This is a genomic window from Streptomyces sp. NPDC094032, assembly GCF_040303965.1.
Classification (GTDB): Bacteria; Actinomycetota; Actinomycetes; order Streptomycetales; family Streptomycetaceae; genus Streptomyces.
Genome location: NZ_JBEOUE010000003.1, coordinates 136,661 through 150,808, shown reverse-complemented (window position 1 = coordinate 150,808; position 14,148 = coordinate 136,661). Strand labels below are relative to the sequence as shown.

The following is a 14,148-nucleotide window of genomic DNA, read 5'->3' as shown; positions in this document are numbered from 1 at the left end:
GGTCACCCCCCGGCGTCGCTCCCTTCGTCGTCGAGGGGCTGGTCGTCGTGGGCGGCTTGTGTCAGTGCCTCGCCGAGTGCGCCGAGCATCGAACGCACCTGGGCGGCGTCCTCTCCGCCTTCGGCGGGCGTGAGGCGTAGCGAGGTGCCGACGGCGGTCTGCACGGCGGCGACGATGGCGCGCTGATCGGGGAAGCGGGGGCGGTCGAGGTAGGTCTCGTGCCACTCGCCGTCGCGGCCGGCGAACTCGCCGTGCGTCGTTCCCTCCCAGAGCTGCGCCCGCAGCTTCTCGGCGTCGTCCTGGAGGGCGAGGGCGAGGGCGGCGCGGCGGGCGGCGAGGTCGGCGGTACGGACGCGGGTCGCGGCCTCGACCTGCTCGGCGCGGTCGAACGAGAGGGGCGGCTCGAATGCGGCGGCGATCTTGGACACGGTCGAGGGGGAGCGGTCGAGGGCGCGGGCGATCTCGTTGCGGGACTTCCCCGCGGCGTGCAGCTCGCGCACCTGTCGGCGGTCGGCGTCCGTGATGGGGCGTGCCATCGGCGGTCACCTCCTCGCCGGGGACATGCGAACGCCCCGCCGGGGGTGACCGGCGGGGCGTCAAGGGGGGCGTCCTCGCGGCGGTGTCGGCTCGCGGGGCGCGGTCTGGGTTTCTCCGGGCACGCCGGAGACGCCCCCAACATTAGGTCACAGATCGATAACGGCGCAAGTGGTGATCGGTCCCCGCGCGTGAGGGGGCCCGCGTCCGGTCGTCCGTGTCCGACGGCGGGGGCGCTCCGTACTACGGGCGTCGGACGGGTACGCCGGGGAACGGCCCGGAGCGACGCGGCGAGGGCCCGCGGCCGGGGAGCGGTGCCGACGGCGGTCCGACGGGGGCGGCCGGGTGTCCGACGGCCGGGGCCGGGGGCGTCCGACGGGCGTCATACCCGCTGGTCGCGGGCGGGGCGGGCGTCGGACGGGGCGGCACCACGTTGGGGGCCTGCTGGAGCTGGTAGGCGAGCAGGACCGGCGCGGTGCCGACGGGGGTCACATCTTCCGCCCACGCGAGGCGGTACATGTCAGCAACCTGTCGGACGCACTGTCGGACGGCGTCGGTGAAGTTGGCGCCCGTGCGCATGACGACGGCGAGGTCGGCGGCGAGCTGGTCGTCGACGCGGACCGACGGACGGGTGCCGGATGCCGGCGGGGTGGGCTGGGTACGCTTGGCGGTAGCCATCTGGGGTCGCTCCTTGGTGGTCAGGCCCGCCCCGGTTGTGAGGACTGGGGGCCGGGCTGGTCTAGGGCCCGCTCCGGTTGTGAGGACTGGGGGCGGGCCCGCTCTTGTGCTGCGGGTCTACTCGGTGTCGGGAACGGTGACGCCCGGCGGGACGGCGACGGCCTGCGCGAGGTGCGGCCCGTCACTCTCGCCGAAGTGCCACACGCGCACGCGCACGGCGGCGAGGGGCAGACGCTCGCGGGCCACGCCGAGAATCCGGCTCGCGAGGGCTTCCGGCTCCTCGACGGTCTTGGGCACGCTCTCGTCGGACAGGCCGCGCCAGTCCGCCCCGTCCCACTGCTCAACGGTCACGAACGCGTCCCACTCGGCGGGGCGCTCGACGGCGTACGCGACGTCGTCCTCGGTACCGGCCTCCTCGCCTTCCCAGATGAAGACCCGGGCGCGCTTGTCGCGGGCGCCGGTCTCGGCGAGCACGCGCTCGGCGAGCTGGGCGAGGCCGGACGGCGTCGCCTCGTCGTCGCCGTGCTCGCGGTCCGTCCAGCCGTCGGCGTCGAGCGTGTCGACACGCCACGTGTACTGGGTGAGCGGGACGGCGGCGGCGCGCTGCTTCTCCTGCCGGATGAGCTGGGCAATTCGGCTCACCGTGTACCCGGTCGCCTTGGCGATCTCGTCGGGGCTCCGGCCTTCGTCCTGGCGGGCGACGTACGCAATCCGCGGCATGGCTTCGGTGATCGCCGCCCACGCGCCCCGGATCACCCGGACGTCGGCCAGGGTGTACGTGTCGGCAATTTCCTCGATCAGGTCGTCGTACTGCTGCGCGTCGGCCGCGGGGCGCATGGCGCTGCGGTGGTCGCGGGTGAGGTTGACCAGGGCTTCGCGGCTGAGCGGGTCAAGCTCGGCGTCCTCGTCCGGGTCGCCGCCGGCGGCGATGATCTCGGCGCGGCGCTCCTCCTCGAACTGGTGGTACAGCTCGTACATCTGCGCAGCGAACCGGCCGGTGGCAGTCTCGGGCACCGGTACGCCCCGGCGGTTCAGGTCGTCGGCGACGCGTTCGGCGGCGGTCTTCCTGCGGCGGTAGCCGTAGGGGGCGCGCTGGTAGACGGCGGTGGTCGGGGCCTTCGCCGCGTGCTCCTTGGTGTAGTCGTCGAGCATGTCGACGAACGACTGCACGATGTCGGTCTGCAACCCGTTGCCGGGCTCGGCGATCCGCTGGGCGAGGTACGCCCGGAGTTCGGCGACGGTGGGCTCGTTGGGTTCCACGGTGCTGCTCCTGTCTGGTGGGTACGGGGCCCGCCCCCGGCCGGGGGCGGGCGGTCAGGTGGTCACTCGGGGCGCCACGCCATGGCGCATCGGCGGGTGTTCGGCTCGATCGTCCACCCCGCCTTGCGCAGCTTGTCGGCGCCGATCTCCAGCTCGACGGCGAACGGCTTTCCGTCGGAGCGGACGTAACGGCCGGCCTCGATCCAGTAGACGGCGACGCGCCCGTGCCCGCGGGGCTCGACCAGGAAACCCCACGCGGCCGGGGCGTGGTCGGGGGCGCCGGGCTGGGCGGCAATGTCGGTGTGGTCGGTGACCTCGGCGAGGCGGAAGGACGCGAGGACGTCGAGGGCGGCGCGGGCGTCCGAGTCGGTCGAGTGCCTGGGGGCGGTCCCGCGCGTGGTGCCGCTGTGCTCGACGACGACGCCCTCGATCACGCGGCGGGCGGGCGCCTGCTCGGCGGCGCGGGCGGCGATCCGGTCCTGTACGCCCTGCGACGGGGCCACGCCGTGGGCGGCGCACTCCGCGGCGATCCGGTCGTCGGTCTCGGCGCGGTACGCCTCACGGTCGGCGGCGGCCTGGGCGCGGGCGCGGTCGAGGACGGCGGGGGTGAAGGCCACGCGGACGACGACCGGCTCAGGTGCGGAAGTGGTGGCGTGAGCGTGGAAAAGGGTTCCCTGTTCGACCGTACCGGCGGGGGTGAACAGGGGGGCGACGGCCGGGTCGTCGCCGATCCACTGCCCGCGCCACGTCCCCTCGGTGGCCTCGGCCTCCGTGACCAGGGCGGCGGCGTGCCGCAGCTCGTCGTCGACCAGGCCGTCGGCGGCGAGGCTGGCGTCGTACAAGGTGACGGCCTCGGCGACGGTGGCGACGGCGGCCTCGGTCTGCTCGGCGTGTTCGACGGCGTCGACGGCGTGCGCGGCCTGGGCGAAGTCGGCGGCGACGCGCTGCTCGGCGAGCTGCGCGGGCGTCAGCTCGGAAAGGAGCAGGCGGCGGCGGGAAAAGCCCCGGTGACGCCGGAGAAGGGCGCGGACCTCGGGCAGGGCCTCGGCGCGCGGGGTCATCTCCTGGTAGGTCTCGCCGTAGACACGGGCGACCTCGGCGCCGCTGGCCGGGTCCATGATGGTCCACCAGTCGGACGGCTCGTCGCGGACGGCGGCGGCCTGTACCGGTGCCGTCTTCTCGGCCTGCTCGACGGTCTCGGCGAAGTCGACGGCGGCGGCGGCGAGGGGCGAGGCGGCGGCGAGGGCGCGGGTGTACGCGCGCTGCTCGGCGGCGGCAATGCAGCGGGAGCAGAGTTCCGGGTGCCGCGCGTCGGTGCCGTCGGTGTACCGGCTGACCTCGCGCCCGCACAGGGTGTCGTCGTTGTTCGAGTAGTGGACGCGGCGGCCGGTGCCGACCAGGGCGTACCGGACGTCGGCGCGCTCGGCGAGGGTGGGGCCGTCGATGCTGCGGTCGGCGGCGACCTGCTCGGCGGCGACGCGGTCGCGCTGCTCGGCCTTTGCGCACTGCTGGCATATGCCGGTCACGGACTGGGTACCGACGGGGGCGGCCTCGACGGTGCGCCCGCAGTAGCTCGACGCCGTTCCGGGGCGGCGGTAGTGACCGGCGCCGCGGCGGGAGCGGACGGGGCGGTACAGGGCGGGCGCGGCCGGAGTCTCGACGGCGGTCTCGACCGGCTGCTCGACGACGGGCTCGACGGCGGCGGGCTGCTCGCCGCGGGCCTCGGCCATCAGGGCGTGGTGTGCGCGGGCGTCGGCGCAGCGGCGGCACTCGGTGTGCCGGACGGTGGCGGCGAGGGGGTTCATGCCGTCGGCGTTCCGGCCGCAGAGTGCGACCAGCATTCCGCCGGCGACTTCGCGCACGTAGTGGAAGGCGCCGCGGGTGGCGTTGATGGAGTAGCGGTACAGGTCCATGGGGTCGCTCCCTGGTTGCTGTGTGGGCGCCGGGTGAGGACCGGCGTTCCGTCCGGGGTGAGGGCCCGTCCGGAGTCCTGATGTAACCATTGCAGCAACCGTTACGGCAATGATTACAGCAATGGTTGCGATGACTGTTACCGAACCGTGATGCTGCGCCCCGGACGCGACGGCACCCCCCGGGCCCGCGCTCCCCGGGGGGTGTCCCGCCGTGCCCTACGCGGCCGGGGTGCTGCGCCCCAGCTCCAGCGCGGAGACCAGTTCGACCAGGGCGGGCCCCCGCCACGCCCGGCGCCCCCGCTCGGTGTCGGCGGGGGCCGGGCACGACGGCCCGGTCGAGCAGGTCGCGACGGCGGCCCGGGGGTCGCCCCCGCCGTTGTGCACGGTGATCCGGCCGGTCGTGCAGAACGGGCACGACTCGTCGAGCGTGATCGTCCTGGTCTGGCGTCCGAGTGCGGCCTCGACGCGGCGGCGCGCGGTACGGGCGACGTCGGCGATCTGGTCGACCAGGGTCGCCGGGGTGGGGACGAACAGGGCGCGGTCGTCCTCGTCGAGGGCCCGGCCCTCCAGCCACACGCACGCCCAGTGCAGGCCGAACACGCGCGACCCCGTCGAGGTGATCGCCCCGGGGCCCGCGTCGCGGTGCGTGGGCAGGCGCCACAGGCGGGCGTCGTCCGGGGCGCCGAGCGTCCACCGGCCGTGGCGGTCGCGCGCGGGGAGCTGCACGCGCTCGGCGACCGCGTCGCACATGTCGAACAAGGCGTTCTCGGCGTCGAGGGCGGCGTCGAGGGCCCGCAAATCGGCGGGCGCGGGGTGCTCCCGGAGGATGAGCGGGAGCCGACCGACGGTGGCCTCGACGTCCTGGTCGTCCTCGCGGTCGGCGGCGGCGAGCTGGTCAAGGAACCCCCTGCGCTCGTACGGCATCCAGTCCGTGCGGCGCGGGGGTTCACCGATGGCGGCGAGCAGGTCGCCCCACATCTCGCGGACGGCGGCGAGGTCGGCGGCGGCCTGGGCGCGGGCGCCGGATATGGGGCTGGTCATCGGTTCTCGCACGGGTCGGGGTGGGTGAGGGCGTCGCGGACGGCGTCGGCGAGGTCGTGCCGGCCGGTGGCGTACGCGAGGTCGTTCGGGAGGCCAAGCCGCGGCCGGGGCTCGTCGGGAAGCGCGGCCCGGACGGCTCGGCGGGCGCGGCGGGCGGCGAGCCATGCGGCGCGGTACCGGCGGGCGCGGTGCCGCTCCGTCCGAAGTTCCCGAGTCGCCTCGACGACGTTCCGCCGCTCGGTGGCGAGGGCGATCTCGTGGTCGCGCTGCTGCTCGGCGAGGCGGGCCTCGGTCGAGTTGGCGGCGGCGAGGAACGGGGCGCGGGCGCAGCGGTCGGCCCGCCAACGGTCGGCGAGGGCGTCGGCCTTGCGGTGCTCGGCGGGGTCGGCGTCGACGGCGGCCCACACGGCGGCGGCCGGGACGGCGTCGCGGCGGCCGACCAGGGCGAGGACGCGGTCGACGGCGGCGCGCTGCCCGGTGGCGGTCCGCTCCTGGCGGGCGGCGTACTCCTTCGCTTCGGCGAGCTGCTGCTCGGCGGTCCGGGCGCGTTCCTCGGCGGCCTCGACGGCGGCCTCGGCGGTGCGCTGCGCCCGGTCGCAGGTGTGCTCCGTGGTGGTGAGGGTGGCGCGGGTCTCGTCGGCGAGGCGCTGCTCGGTGAGCACGTGCTCGCGCAACAGGGCGGCCTCGGCGTTGGACAGGCGGTCGAGGCGGGCGAGCAGGACGTCGACGACCTTCCGGCGGTCGGCGCGGTCGCGGTTGCGGCGCTTGGTGGTCATGCCTGCTGGTCCTCCGCTTCGGCGCGGGCAACGTCGGCGATCGTGTGCAGGCGCGCGATGAACTGGTCGAGGTGGTCGAGGGGGATCGACGCGCCGGCGGGCGAGGTGCGGAAGTAGATCCCGGGGCCGGTCCCGGGGCCTTCGCCGGGGATGAGCGAGGCGGCGGCGAGGAACTGGTCGCCGTCGGGGTCGGTGTGCCGGTAGCACGGGGTGCCGTAGGCGTCGGTGCGGTACTGCTCCGGTTCGGTCGCGGTGCTCAACTTGCGGTGCTCCTGGGCGACTTGCTTGCGGGCGAGGATGCGGCGGCGGTGCCATCGGTTCGAGAACGGCACGCCGTAGAACAGGAGGGACGGGGAGAGGACCAGGCCGGTGCGGTGGGCGAGGTACCGCCACAAGGGCCGGGGGCGCCTGCTCACTGCTGCTCGGGCTCCGGGGCGGGGGCCCGGTGGTGGACGCGGCCGGGCTCGCCGGACAGGACCCACGCGATCAGGTGGACCCCGGCGGCGAGCAGGGCGGCGGCGACGGCGAGGTTCACCGCGACGGCGAGGTTCACGTCGTGGCCTGCTCGGCGAGGGCCTGCTCGTCGGCGAGGCGGACGGCGTACGCGGTGACCAGCTTGCGGGCGCCCTCGTAGCCGGTGAGCAGGCCGCGCGACGAACGGGTGAGTCCCGATCGGGTCCGGGTGGCGCGGTAGTGCGCATCGATCAGGGCGGCGAGCTGCTGGGCGTGGGCCGTCAGAAGGATGCGGGCGGCGGCGAGGGCCTGGTCGGGGGTGCGGGACAGGGACGTGTCGAGCAGGACGTCGCGGAGGGTGGCGAGGGCCGGGTCGTCCTCGCCGTCGTTGAAGTCGAGGGCGTCGCGCACGGTGGCGGGGTCGAGGTCGCCGTCGGGCACGGGGGCCGGGGTGGGCTCGGGGGCGATGGCCTCGGCGACAAGCTGGTCGGCGAGCTGGTCGAGCTGGTCGAGCAGGTCGCCGATGGTGGCGGGGGCGGGGGCGTCGTGCACGGGGCACGGGCGGCCGGTGACCCGGGCGGTCTCGCATCGGCCGGCCGGGCTGGCGAGCTGGTCGGCGAGCTGGCGCAGCATGTCGGCGGCGGCCTCGCGGGGGAGGTTGCTCGCGACCTCGGCGGGGCCGTGCTTGGGGACGGCGACGATCAGGCGGTGCGTGTCGAGCGAGGCGAAGGTGATGGCGTCGGGTATGCGGGTCATGGTGGGGTCGCTCCTGTCAGTGGTGGGTGATATTCGCGTGCGCGCCTGCCCGTGAGGGGGCGCGCGACCGGACGCGCGGGGGTCTAGAAGGGGGGTTCGTCGCTGGGCTGCTGCTGGGCCCACGGGTCGCCCTGCGGGGCTCCGTACGGCCGTTGCGGGGCCTGCTGGCCGTATCCCTGGGGGGCGTTGCTGCTGGCGCCGGTCTTGGTGACGGTGGCGGTCGCGTTTTTGAGCGCGGCGCCGACGTCCTCGGCCTTGACCTCGTAGGACGCCCGGCGTTCGCCGTCCTTGTCGTACGTGCGCTGCGCGAGGGTGCCGACGACGATCACGCGGTCGCCGCGGCTGAGAGATGCGGCGACGTTCTCGGCCTGCTGGCGCCACACGGACACGGACAAGAACAGGGTCTCGCCGTCTTTCCACTCGTTCGCGGTGCGGTCGAAGGTGCGGGGCGTCGAGGCCATCCGGAAGTTCGCGACGGCGGCGCCGGAGGGGGTAAAGCGCAACTCGGGGTCGGCAACGACGTTGCCAACGACGGTGATTGGGGTTTCTCCGGCCATTAGGCGGCGGTCCTCTCGGGGGCGGTGCGGGTGGGAAGGGTGACGACGGGGGCGAGCTGGGACTCGCGGGCGCGGCGGGCGCGGGTGCGGGCGCACAACCGGCACTTGCGCATCCCGTTCGGGTGCGACGGCGGGTAGGCCACGTGGACGACGGCCGGGTCGGTGAGGTCGTGGCCGTTGACGCACTCGGTGCGGCGGGCGTTGACGGCCGACGGGCCGGTCGACCGCAGAACGTTGGTGCGGTGGTCGACGGCGTCGAGGTGGTCGTCGGCGACGCAGCGGCGGACGCTGCACGTGTGGTCGAGTTCGAGGCCGGCCGGTATGGGTCCGCGGTGCCGCTCGTACGACCAGCGGTGCGCGGGGACGACGCGGCCGTCAACCCAGAAACGGCCGTACCCGTCGCGGTCGAGGGATTCCTCGGGCCAGAGCAGGCACGGGGTGGTGAGACCGGCCGGAACGGGGCCGGGGGACGTCTTGGCCGCGAACCGCTCGGCCGGGGTGCTGCGGGCCAATGTGACATACCTCCGGGGGGATGTGCGGCGGGTTTCCGGGACGTGTGCGGCAGCAACTAACTACCGAGACAGAAAGTTAGCAGGCGGGGGGGTGCGTTGTCTCCAGGGATGCACCCCCCTTGCGCTGCTGGTCAGGGCCGGGGGCCCGGGGGTATCGAGCCGTACGCGGGCTGCACGTCCCACCCGGAGCGTTCCAACTCGGCAGCAACTCGCCGGGCGGCGTCGTCCGGGCCGTCGACCAGCTCGCGCGCGGCTTCCTCCAGCGCGGCCCGGATTACGGCGAGGGCGGCGGGGGCGGTCATCGCTGCGCCCCCGTGATGTGCCGGGCGCGCTGCCGGTGCTCGGGCCGGACGGTCGCGGGCGGCATCATCAGCCTGCGGGCGTACTCGGTGGCCTCGGCGTCGAGGCGGGCGCGGCGACGGGCGTGCGCGGCGGCCTCGACGGCGTGCTGCTCGGCGGCGGCCTCGGCGAGCAGGGCGGGCCCGTCGATCTCCTCGACGGTGGTCCACCGGTCCCAACCGGCGTGTTCCTGGACGATCACGTACGCCCCTTTGGCGACCAGCTCGCGCACGACGCGGCGGGCGTGCTTGCTGTCGGACGTGCGGACGACGACCGGCACGTCGGGCCGGTGGTTCCAACTAGCCTCGATCCGGAGCGACTTGGTGTTGCGGGTGCGGTCTCCGGTGGATGCCTTGCGGCGGTGGGCCGGGCGGGCGCGCTTCGGGGTGGGGCTCATGCGGCGGTCTCCTGCTCCTGGGCGGCGGTGTGGTAGGCCGCGGCGTCGTCGACGCGGGTCGGGTGCGGGGCCTTCATCGGGCGGAAGCCGATGGCGTCGCTGCCCGGGGCCATGCGCGGGGCGCGGCACGGCCGGCCGACGGGCGCCTTGCACCACGTGCACGGGACGTCGAGCGGGTCGGGCAGGTTCGCGGCGGCGAGGCGTTCGCGGGCGGCGCGCTGCGGCCGGAACTCGGCGAGGGCCTGGCGGACGGTGGGCGGCATGTACGAACCGAGTGCGGCGAGGCGGCGCTCGACCTGCTGGGCGGGCGGGCCCGACGTGATGGCCCGGTGCGTGACGGGCGGCTGTTGCCCGGCGGCGACGGCCTGGCGCTCGGCGCGCAGCGCGGCCACGAACGCGTTGCCGGTCTCGTCGTCCGGGTTGATTTCCGGGTGCGCGGTCGGCTCGAACGTGCCGACGTGACGGCCCATGACGTCGGCCTTGTGGGTGTGCCACGGGCGGGACACGTCCGACGGCTGGATGCGGTACGGGTTGCGGGCGATGTAGTCGCGGGCGACGCGGGCGGCGTCCCACCCGGACGCCTGGGCGGGCACGTCGCTGAGCAGGTCGCACCACTGGGCGAGGCGTTCGGCGGCGGCGGCCTGGTCGTCGAGGGCGAGGCGGGGGTCGAGCTTGACGACGTAGGCGATCAGGGCGGCGACTTCGCGGGGGTTCACTGCTGGGCCTCCATGGCGGCGAGGGCTTCGGCGAGGTAGTCGGCGGACTGGGCGACGCGTCCGCGGGGCTGCTGGGCGCGGTCCAGGGGGATGACGTTCGAACGGGCGGGCGCGGCCGGGGTGGCGGCGGGGACCGTGCCGGGCTCCGGGGCGGGCGGTAGGCCCTGCCACGTCCGCAGGAAGTAGCGGGCGTGGGACACGCCCCGGCGGTTACGGGCGGCGGCCTGCACGGCGGCCGTGGCGAGCATGTCGACGCCGGAACGTTTCATCAGGGCCTCGACGACGATCCACTCGCCGGGGGCGAGGGTCCACGCGACCAGGACGCCGGCGGCGGTGATCTGGTCGACCAGGGGGCGCACCTTCGCCGGGATCACGGCGACGTCGGCGCGGTACTCCCTCCCTCCTTCACTCAGTCCCTCTATGGGTGAGTGATGGGGGCCGGATTCCGGCCCCATAGGGGGCCGGATCTCGGCCCCAAAGAGGGTGTCCGGGACCTCTACGGGGGGACCGGACTCCGGCCCGGTAAAGGGGCCGGATTCCGGCCCGGTAGCCGTTAGGGGACCGGATTCCGGCCCCTGGGCTGCGGGGGCTATGGGGCCGGATTCCGGCCCGGTACCGCGTCGGTAGCCGACGGCCCCGGGGACGCGGTAGAGCGTGGCGCGGCTGCCCTTGGCGGGCTCGACCTCGACCAGCTCGCCGGACGCGAGGGCGGCGTCGACGGCGGCCCGCGCGGTCGAGCGGCCGACGCTGAGCCGCTGCATGATCTCGGCCGTGCCCATGCGCACCTCGGCGTCGAGGCCGGTCACGGCGTCCGTGATGGCGAGCATCACGACGCGTGCGTTCCCGCGGGTCCGGGAGTGGCGCCACACCCACGCCTGCGCGTCGAGCGTCATCGGGCGACCTCGGCGGCGAGCTGGGCGGCCCACTGGTCGAGCAGGCCGGTACGGGCGGCGGCCAGACCGACGCAGCGCGGGCACCACGAGAGACCGGCGGGCGGGGACGGGGACGCGGGGTCGAGGATCACGGCCGGGGACTGCGTCACGTCCCATCCGGCGGTGCCGCACTCGCCCTGACGGCCGGGCATGGGCCCGTCCTCGCGCATGATGTGCAGGCGGCGCACCTGGGCGGCACGGCGGCCCGTACGGGCGCTGTAGCCGCGGTAGAAAGCCCTCATCGGGGGGTTGCTCCTTGCTGGGGGCGCCCGGGGCGAGGGCGGGATCACCTCGCCCCGGGGCCGGTCACGGGTTCGTGCGGCGGCGGTGGGTGCGGGCGGGCTGGTGCTCGTCGCACTTCCACCCGCACGGGTAGAAGCGGGCGGGCACGGCCTCGCATCGGGGGTTGCCGTAGCCGCACGACTCCGGCGGCGGGGACACAACGGCCGGGACGTCGACGGCGAGCTGCCCGGCGACGTTCTCGGGCGGCGGCTCGTCGAGGCGGCGGCGCATGGCGGCGAGGCGCTGCTCGGCGGCCCGGGTCACTTCTCGGCCCCGGTGGTGAGTGCGGCGAACTGCTGCGCGCGCCCGCCGGTCCGCCACGCCTCCGCGGTCGCGGCCTTGCCATCCTTGCGCCACGTGAGGGAGTGCGTACGGGCGCTAGTCGGCTTGATCAGGACGCCGGGGACCTCGACCAGTTCGCCCGTGTCGGGGTCGGCCCACATCGCCGGGCGCGTGCTCTTGCCCTGCTCGATGGACAGGTCGAGCGCGGCCATTTCGCCGACCAGCTCGGCGGCGCGCCACGCCTTGACCGTGCGCACGACGCGGGTCTCGGTGAACTCCGCGCGCTGCTCGGGCCACCGTGCGGCGACCCACCGGGCGAACACGTCCTCGTCGACGACGACGGGGCCGACGCTGCCCCGGCGGAGCGAAACCGTGGCGACGGGCCGTCCGCCGGGAAGCTCGGCGACGACGCGGTCGACGCCGTCGCGCTGGGCGGCTTCGTCGAGGGCGGTCTGTAGGCGGGCCCGGACGTCCTTCTTGGCGGCGGCGACGCGGGCCGCGAGGACGTCGAGGGCGGCGGCCTCGATGGCGAGGTCGCGGAGCGACGCGGCGGGCTGCTCGACGTCCTGGTCGACGTCCTGCTCGGGGGCGGTGGTCGCGGTGCTCATGCGGCGGTCTCCTCGGCGGCGTCGATCAGGTCGTCGCGCATCTCGCGCAACTGGTTGAGGGCGGCCTCGGTGAGGGCGCACCCGAACCGCGAGGCGAACAGGGCGTCGACCTCGGCGCGGTCGGTGATCCCGGCGCCCCGGGCGGCGTCGATGACTTCGGCGGCGGCCATCACGTGCTCGTCGTCCTGCTGCGGGGGCGAGCTGGTCGTCGAGGTTGTCGGCGAGGGCCTGGTCGAGGGCCGGGCCGCGGCCGGGGCGGCGGTGTCCTTCTTCCGCCGGGCGCCCGGCTTGGTGCCGCCGATCTCGGCAAGCTCGGCGAGGACGGCCGGCGCGACTCCTTCGGCCTTCGCCGCGTCGTACAGCACGCGGACGTCGGCGGCCGTCTTCGCGGCGTTGGCCTTGGTCACGTAGCCGTTCGGCGCGGCCTGCTCCTGCTGCGGTGCGGCGGGGCGCTGCTCGGTGCGGGCCCGGGGGGCGGCGCGGCGCGGCTGCTGCGCGGCGGCCGGGGCCTGGGCGGGCGCGGGGGCCTGCTCGACGACGGGCTGCTCGGGCGTCGGCTCCGGCTTCACCGGCTCGTCCTCGGCGGCGGCCTGGTCGGGGTCCTTCGGCGCGGTGTGCACGGCGGACCACTGAACGACCGACCGGCGCGACCCGTCGTTGTAGAGGGACAGGCCGAACCCGTCGCCCAGGTTGACGGCGCACCGCTTAAGGGCCTGGGAAAGGGCGGTCTTCATCGCCATGTCGTGCGCGTCCCCGATGGCCTTCTGATTCGGGGCGTCGCCGGACGCTCCGTCCTCCCACGACGACAGGGTGCGGCCGTCCGGGGTACGCACGGTGAGGCGCACCTGTGCGCGGTAGACGACGGTCCAGCGGCCGGGGCTCGGTTCGATCTGCGCGACGCACGCGAGTTCCAGCGTCTCGACGCTCCATCCGCCGAACCCGAACACGCGGGTCAGCCACCGGCGGACGTCCCACGCCTCGACGTGCGACTGCCGGTTGAGCGTCTGCACGCGGCTCGGGTTGATCGGCGCCAACAGGGTTTTGACCTGCTCGGGCGTGAGGTCGCGCGGTCCGGCGGTCTGCTCGGCGGCCGGGGGGACGGCGACCGCGACGGGGCCGGTAAGGGGGGTGGGCAGGGTGGTGACGGTCATGCCGCGGTGTTCTCCTCGGTGAGCGGGCCGAACTGGGCGCGGACGGCGGGCAGCGTCCACGGGTGCGACGGGCCGGTTCCGGCGTCGTCGGCGGTGCGGGGGGCGGGGCACGCGATGACCGGCTCGCCCCGCGGGGTGGTCTGGCCGGTGGCGACCCACCGGTCGCCGTCGCGGTCGACGTACGCCGTGCCGGTGGCGCGGAGCGCGAGGGCGGCCAGGCGCCCGGCGAGCTGGTGCGCGGCGCGCGCGGTGAGGCGCACGGGGCGGGTCACCGCGTCGTCGAGGTGTTCCTCGACGGCCTCGCGGGCGGCGTCGGCCCACGCGGCGGCGGCCTCGCGCTGCTGCGGGGCCCGGTCGCGGTCGAGGTGGTCGCGGTGCCCGACGGCGTCGGCGAGGTCGGCGAGCAGGCCGCCGATCGTGCCGGGGTCGTCCGCGTACGCGAGGGCGAGGGCGTCGAGCAGGGGCGCGGTGATCCGGTCGAGGGGGACCTCGATGGCGCGGTTGTCCCGGGTGGGCTGCGGGAGGATCACGCGGTCACCTCCGGGGCCGTGTCGATGCCCAGCTCGGCCGGGACGCGCGGCGTGTCGTCGACCAGCTCGCCCGTGGGGGCGAGGTACAGGCGGGGACGCGTCCAGTCGGCCGCGGGGAAGCCCCGGCGCAGGAGTCCGTACGCCTGGCGGCACTGGTCGGCGCTGGTGCTGACGACTCCGCCGGTCGCGTCGATCAGCTCGACCCACATCCGGCGCCGGTCCTCGACCAGGACGGGCACGGTGCGGACGCGGACCGTGCCGGGCGCGATCTGGTGAAGCTGCCTTGCGACGACGTCGACGAACTCGGCGCGGCGGCGGGCCGCGCGGGCGCCGGGGATGGCGGCGGCGGCGCGGGGAGCAGGGGTACCCTGGTTCTGCATTTTCCGGTCTCCTTCGGGGGACTTGGGGCCGTCCGGGTCGCTTCCGGGCGG

Annotated in this window: 21 protein-coding genes; all 21 read right to left on the bottom strand. The window is 75.3% G+C overall.

Going from position 1 to position 14,148, the window contains the following annotated elements:
* Positions 1 to 2: 2 nt before the first annotated feature.
* The 21 genes from ABTZ54_RS06920 to ABTZ54_RS06820 all read right to left on the bottom strand — a co-directional run bounded on the left by ABTZ54_RS06920 (position 3) and on the right by ABTZ54_RS06820 (position 14,097).
* Positions 3 to 536 carry a helix-turn-helix domain-containing protein gene (locus ABTZ54_RS06920; RefSeq protein ID WP_351658035.1) on the bottom strand — a complete coding sequence of 178 codons (534 nt, stop codon included), beginning with the start codon at positions 534 to 536 and terminating at the stop codon, positions 3 to 5.
* A 241-nt stretch (positions 537 to 777) separates the two neighbouring features.
* Entirely contained in the window at positions 778 to 1,212 is a 435-nt protein-coding gene (locus ABTZ54_RS06915) for a hypothetical protein (protein WP_351658033.1), read from the bottom strand.
* Positions 1,213 to 1,329: 117 nt separating this feature from the next.
* Positions 1,330 to 2,472 (bottom strand): hypothetical protein, encoded by a 1,143-nt coding sequence (locus ABTZ54_RS06910; RefSeq protein ID WP_351658030.1) that lies wholly within the window; start codon positions 2,470 to 2,472, stop codon positions 1,330 to 1,332.
* A gap of 62 nt (positions 2,473 to 2,534) precedes the next feature.
* Positions 2,535 to 4,385, bottom strand: coding sequence for a hypothetical protein (locus ABTZ54_RS06905; RefSeq protein WP_351658026.1), 1,851 nt, complete (start codon positions 4,383 to 4,385; stop codon positions 2,535 to 2,537).
* A gap of 216 nt (positions 4,386 to 4,601) precedes the next feature.
* Positions 4,602 to 5,426, bottom strand: a complete 825-nt coding sequence (locus tag ABTZ54_RS06900) for a hypothetical protein (RefSeq protein WP_351658023.1) — start codon at positions 5,424 to 5,426, stop codon at positions 4,602 to 4,604.
* Positions 5,423 to 6,202: a hypothetical protein gene (locus ABTZ54_RS06895; RefSeq protein ID WP_351658021.1), complete on the bottom strand. Its 780-nt coding sequence runs from the start codon at positions 6,200 to 6,202 to the stop codon at positions 5,423 to 5,425. The genes ABTZ54_RS06900 and ABTZ54_RS06895 overlap by 4 nt, the downstream gene beginning before the upstream one ends.
* Entirely contained in the window at positions 6,199 to 6,618 is a 420-nt protein-coding gene (locus tag ABTZ54_RS06890) for a hypothetical protein (protein ID WP_351658019.1), read from the bottom strand. The genes ABTZ54_RS06895 and ABTZ54_RS06890 overlap by 4 nt, the downstream gene beginning before the upstream one ends.
* A complete protein-coding gene (locus ABTZ54_RS06885; RefSeq protein ID WP_351658017.1) occupies positions 6,615 to 6,755 on the bottom strand; it encodes a hypothetical protein in 141 nt (46 codons plus the stop codon). Before ABTZ54_RS06885 ends, ABTZ54_RS06890 begins: the two co-directional genes overlap by 4 nt.
* Entirely contained in the window at positions 6,752 to 7,411 is a 660-nt protein-coding gene (locus tag ABTZ54_RS06880) for a hypothetical protein (RefSeq protein ID WP_351658015.1), read from the bottom strand. Before ABTZ54_RS06880 ends, ABTZ54_RS06885 begins: the two co-directional genes overlap by 4 nt.
* Before the next feature lie 83 nt (positions 7,412 to 7,494).
* A complete protein-coding gene (locus ABTZ54_RS06875) occupies positions 7,495 to 7,968 on the bottom strand; it encodes a single-stranded DNA-binding protein (RefSeq protein WP_351658013.1) in 474 nt (157 codons plus the stop codon).
* Complete coding sequence (locus tag ABTZ54_RS06870; RefSeq protein ID WP_351658011.1) at positions 7,968 to 8,480, bottom strand: HNH endonuclease signature motif containing protein; 513 nt, start codon at positions 8,478 to 8,480, stop codon at positions 7,968 to 7,970. Before ABTZ54_RS06870 ends, ABTZ54_RS06875 begins: the two co-directional genes overlap by 1 nt.
* Positions 8,481 to 8,611: 131 nt before the next feature.
* A complete protein-coding gene (locus ABTZ54_RS06865) occupies positions 8,612 to 8,782 on the bottom strand; it encodes a hypothetical protein (protein WP_351658009.1) in 171 nt (56 codons plus the stop codon).
* The gene (locus ABTZ54_RS06860; protein ID WP_351658007.1) at positions 8,779 to 9,216 is read right to left on the bottom strand and encodes a hypothetical protein; all 438 of its coding nucleotides are present in this window, start codon (positions 9,214 to 9,216) and stop codon (positions 8,779 to 8,781) included. Before ABTZ54_RS06860 ends, ABTZ54_RS06865 begins: the two co-directional genes overlap by 4 nt.
* On the bottom strand, positions 9,213 to 9,932 hold the full coding sequence (locus tag ABTZ54_RS06855; RefSeq protein WP_351658005.1) for a zinc finger domain-containing protein: 720 nt from the start codon (positions 9,930 to 9,932) through the stop codon (positions 9,213 to 9,215). The genes ABTZ54_RS06860 and ABTZ54_RS06855 overlap by 4 nt, the downstream gene beginning before the upstream one ends.
* Positions 9,929 to 10,825, bottom strand: coding sequence for a hypothetical protein (locus ABTZ54_RS06850; protein WP_351658003.1), 897 nt, complete (start codon positions 10,823 to 10,825; stop codon positions 9,929 to 9,931). Before ABTZ54_RS06850 ends, ABTZ54_RS06855 begins: the two co-directional genes overlap by 4 nt.
* The gene (locus ABTZ54_RS06845) at positions 10,822 to 11,106 is read right to left on the bottom strand and encodes a hypothetical protein (protein ID WP_351658001.1); all 285 of its coding nucleotides are present in this window, start codon (positions 11,104 to 11,106) and stop codon (positions 10,822 to 10,824) included. Before ABTZ54_RS06845 ends, ABTZ54_RS06850 begins: the two co-directional genes overlap by 4 nt.
* 64 nt (positions 11,107 to 11,170) lie before the next feature.
* Positions 11,171 to 11,410: an aromatic ring-opening dioxygenase LigA gene (locus ABTZ54_RS06840; RefSeq protein WP_351657999.1), complete on the bottom strand. Its 240-nt coding sequence runs from the start codon at positions 11,408 to 11,410 to the stop codon at positions 11,171 to 11,173.
* Positions 11,407 to 12,036 carry a hypothetical protein gene (locus ABTZ54_RS06835; RefSeq protein WP_351657997.1) on the bottom strand — a complete coding sequence of 210 codons (630 nt, stop codon included), beginning with the start codon at positions 12,034 to 12,036 and terminating at the stop codon, positions 11,407 to 11,409. The genes ABTZ54_RS06840 and ABTZ54_RS06835 overlap by 4 nt, the downstream gene beginning before the upstream one ends.
* On the bottom strand, positions 12,033 to 13,187 hold the full coding sequence (locus ABTZ54_RS06830) for a Rad52/Rad22 family DNA repair protein (protein WP_351657995.1): 1,155 nt from the start codon (positions 13,185 to 13,187) through the stop codon (positions 12,033 to 12,035). The genes ABTZ54_RS06835 and ABTZ54_RS06830 overlap by 4 nt, the downstream gene beginning before the upstream one ends.
* Positions 13,184 to 13,717: a phiSA1p31-related protein gene (locus ABTZ54_RS06825; RefSeq protein WP_351657993.1), complete on the bottom strand. Its 534-nt coding sequence runs from the start codon at positions 13,715 to 13,717 to the stop codon at positions 13,184 to 13,186. The genes ABTZ54_RS06830 and ABTZ54_RS06825 overlap by 4 nt, the downstream gene beginning before the upstream one ends.
* Positions 13,714 to 14,097, bottom strand: coding sequence for a hypothetical protein (locus ABTZ54_RS06820; protein ID WP_351657991.1), 384 nt, complete (start codon positions 14,095 to 14,097; stop codon positions 13,714 to 13,716). Before ABTZ54_RS06820 ends, ABTZ54_RS06825 begins: the two co-directional genes overlap by 4 nt.
* Positions 14,098 to 14,148 lie beyond the last annotated feature (51 nt).

What these genes read in the sequence shown, in the direction of transcription:
- ABTZ54_RS06920 (WP_351658035.1), bottom strand. Translation starts at nt 536, where the DNA reads ATGGCACGCCCCATCACGGACGCCGACCGCCGACAGGTGCGCGAGCTG.
- ABTZ54_RS06915 (WP_351658033.1), bottom strand. Translation starts at nt 1,212, where the DNA reads ATGGCTACCGCCAAGCGTACCCAGCCCACCCCGCCGGCATCCGGCACC.
- ABTZ54_RS06905 (WP_351658026.1), bottom strand. Translation starts at nt 4,385, where the DNA reads ATGGACCTGTACCGCTACTCCATCAACGCCACCCGCGGCGCCTTCCAC.
- ABTZ54_RS06900 (WP_351658023.1), bottom strand. Translation starts at nt 5,426, where the DNA reads ATGACCAGCCCCATATCCGGCGCCCGCGCCCAGGCCGCCGCCGACCTC.
- ABTZ54_RS06895 (WP_351658021.1), bottom strand. Translation starts at nt 6,202, where the DNA reads ATGACCACCAAGCGCCGCAACCGCGACCGCGCCGACCGCCGGAAGGTC.
- ABTZ54_RS06880 (WP_351658015.1), bottom strand. Translation starts at nt 7,411, where the DNA reads ATGACCCGCATACCCGACGCCATCACCTTCGCCTCGCTCGACACGCAC.
- ABTZ54_RS06875 (WP_351658013.1), bottom strand. Translation starts at nt 7,968, where the DNA reads ATGGCCGGAGAAACCCCAATCACCGTCGTTGGCAACGTCGTTGCCGAC.
- ABTZ54_RS06865 (WP_351658009.1), bottom strand. Translation starts at nt 8,782, where the DNA reads ATGACCGCCCCCGCCGCCCTCGCCGTAATCCGGGCCGCGCTGGAGGAA.
- ABTZ54_RS06860 (WP_351658007.1), bottom strand. Translation starts at nt 9,216, where the DNA reads ATGAGCCCCACCCCGAAGCGCGCCCGCCCGGCCCACCGCCGCAAGGCA.
- ABTZ54_RS06850 (WP_351658003.1), bottom strand. Translation starts at nt 10,825, where the DNA reads ATGACGCTCGACGCGCAGGCGTGGGTGTGGCGCCACTCCCGGACCCGC.
- ABTZ54_RS06845 (WP_351658001.1), bottom strand. Translation starts at nt 11,106, where the DNA reads ATGAGGGCTTTCTACCGCGGCTACAGCGCCCGTACGGGCCGCCGTGCC.
- ABTZ54_RS06835 (WP_351657997.1), bottom strand. Translation starts at nt 12,036, where the DNA reads ATGAGCACCGCGACCACCGCCCCCGAGCAGGACGTCGACCAGGACGTC.
- ABTZ54_RS06830 (WP_351657995.1), bottom strand. Translation starts at nt 13,187, where the DNA reads ATGACCGTCACCACCCTGCCCACCCCCCTTACCGGCCCCGTCGCGGTC.
- ABTZ54_RS06820 (WP_351657991.1), bottom strand. Translation starts at nt 14,097, where the DNA reads ATGCAGAACCAGGGTACCCCTGCTCCCCGCGCCGCCGCCGCCATCCCC.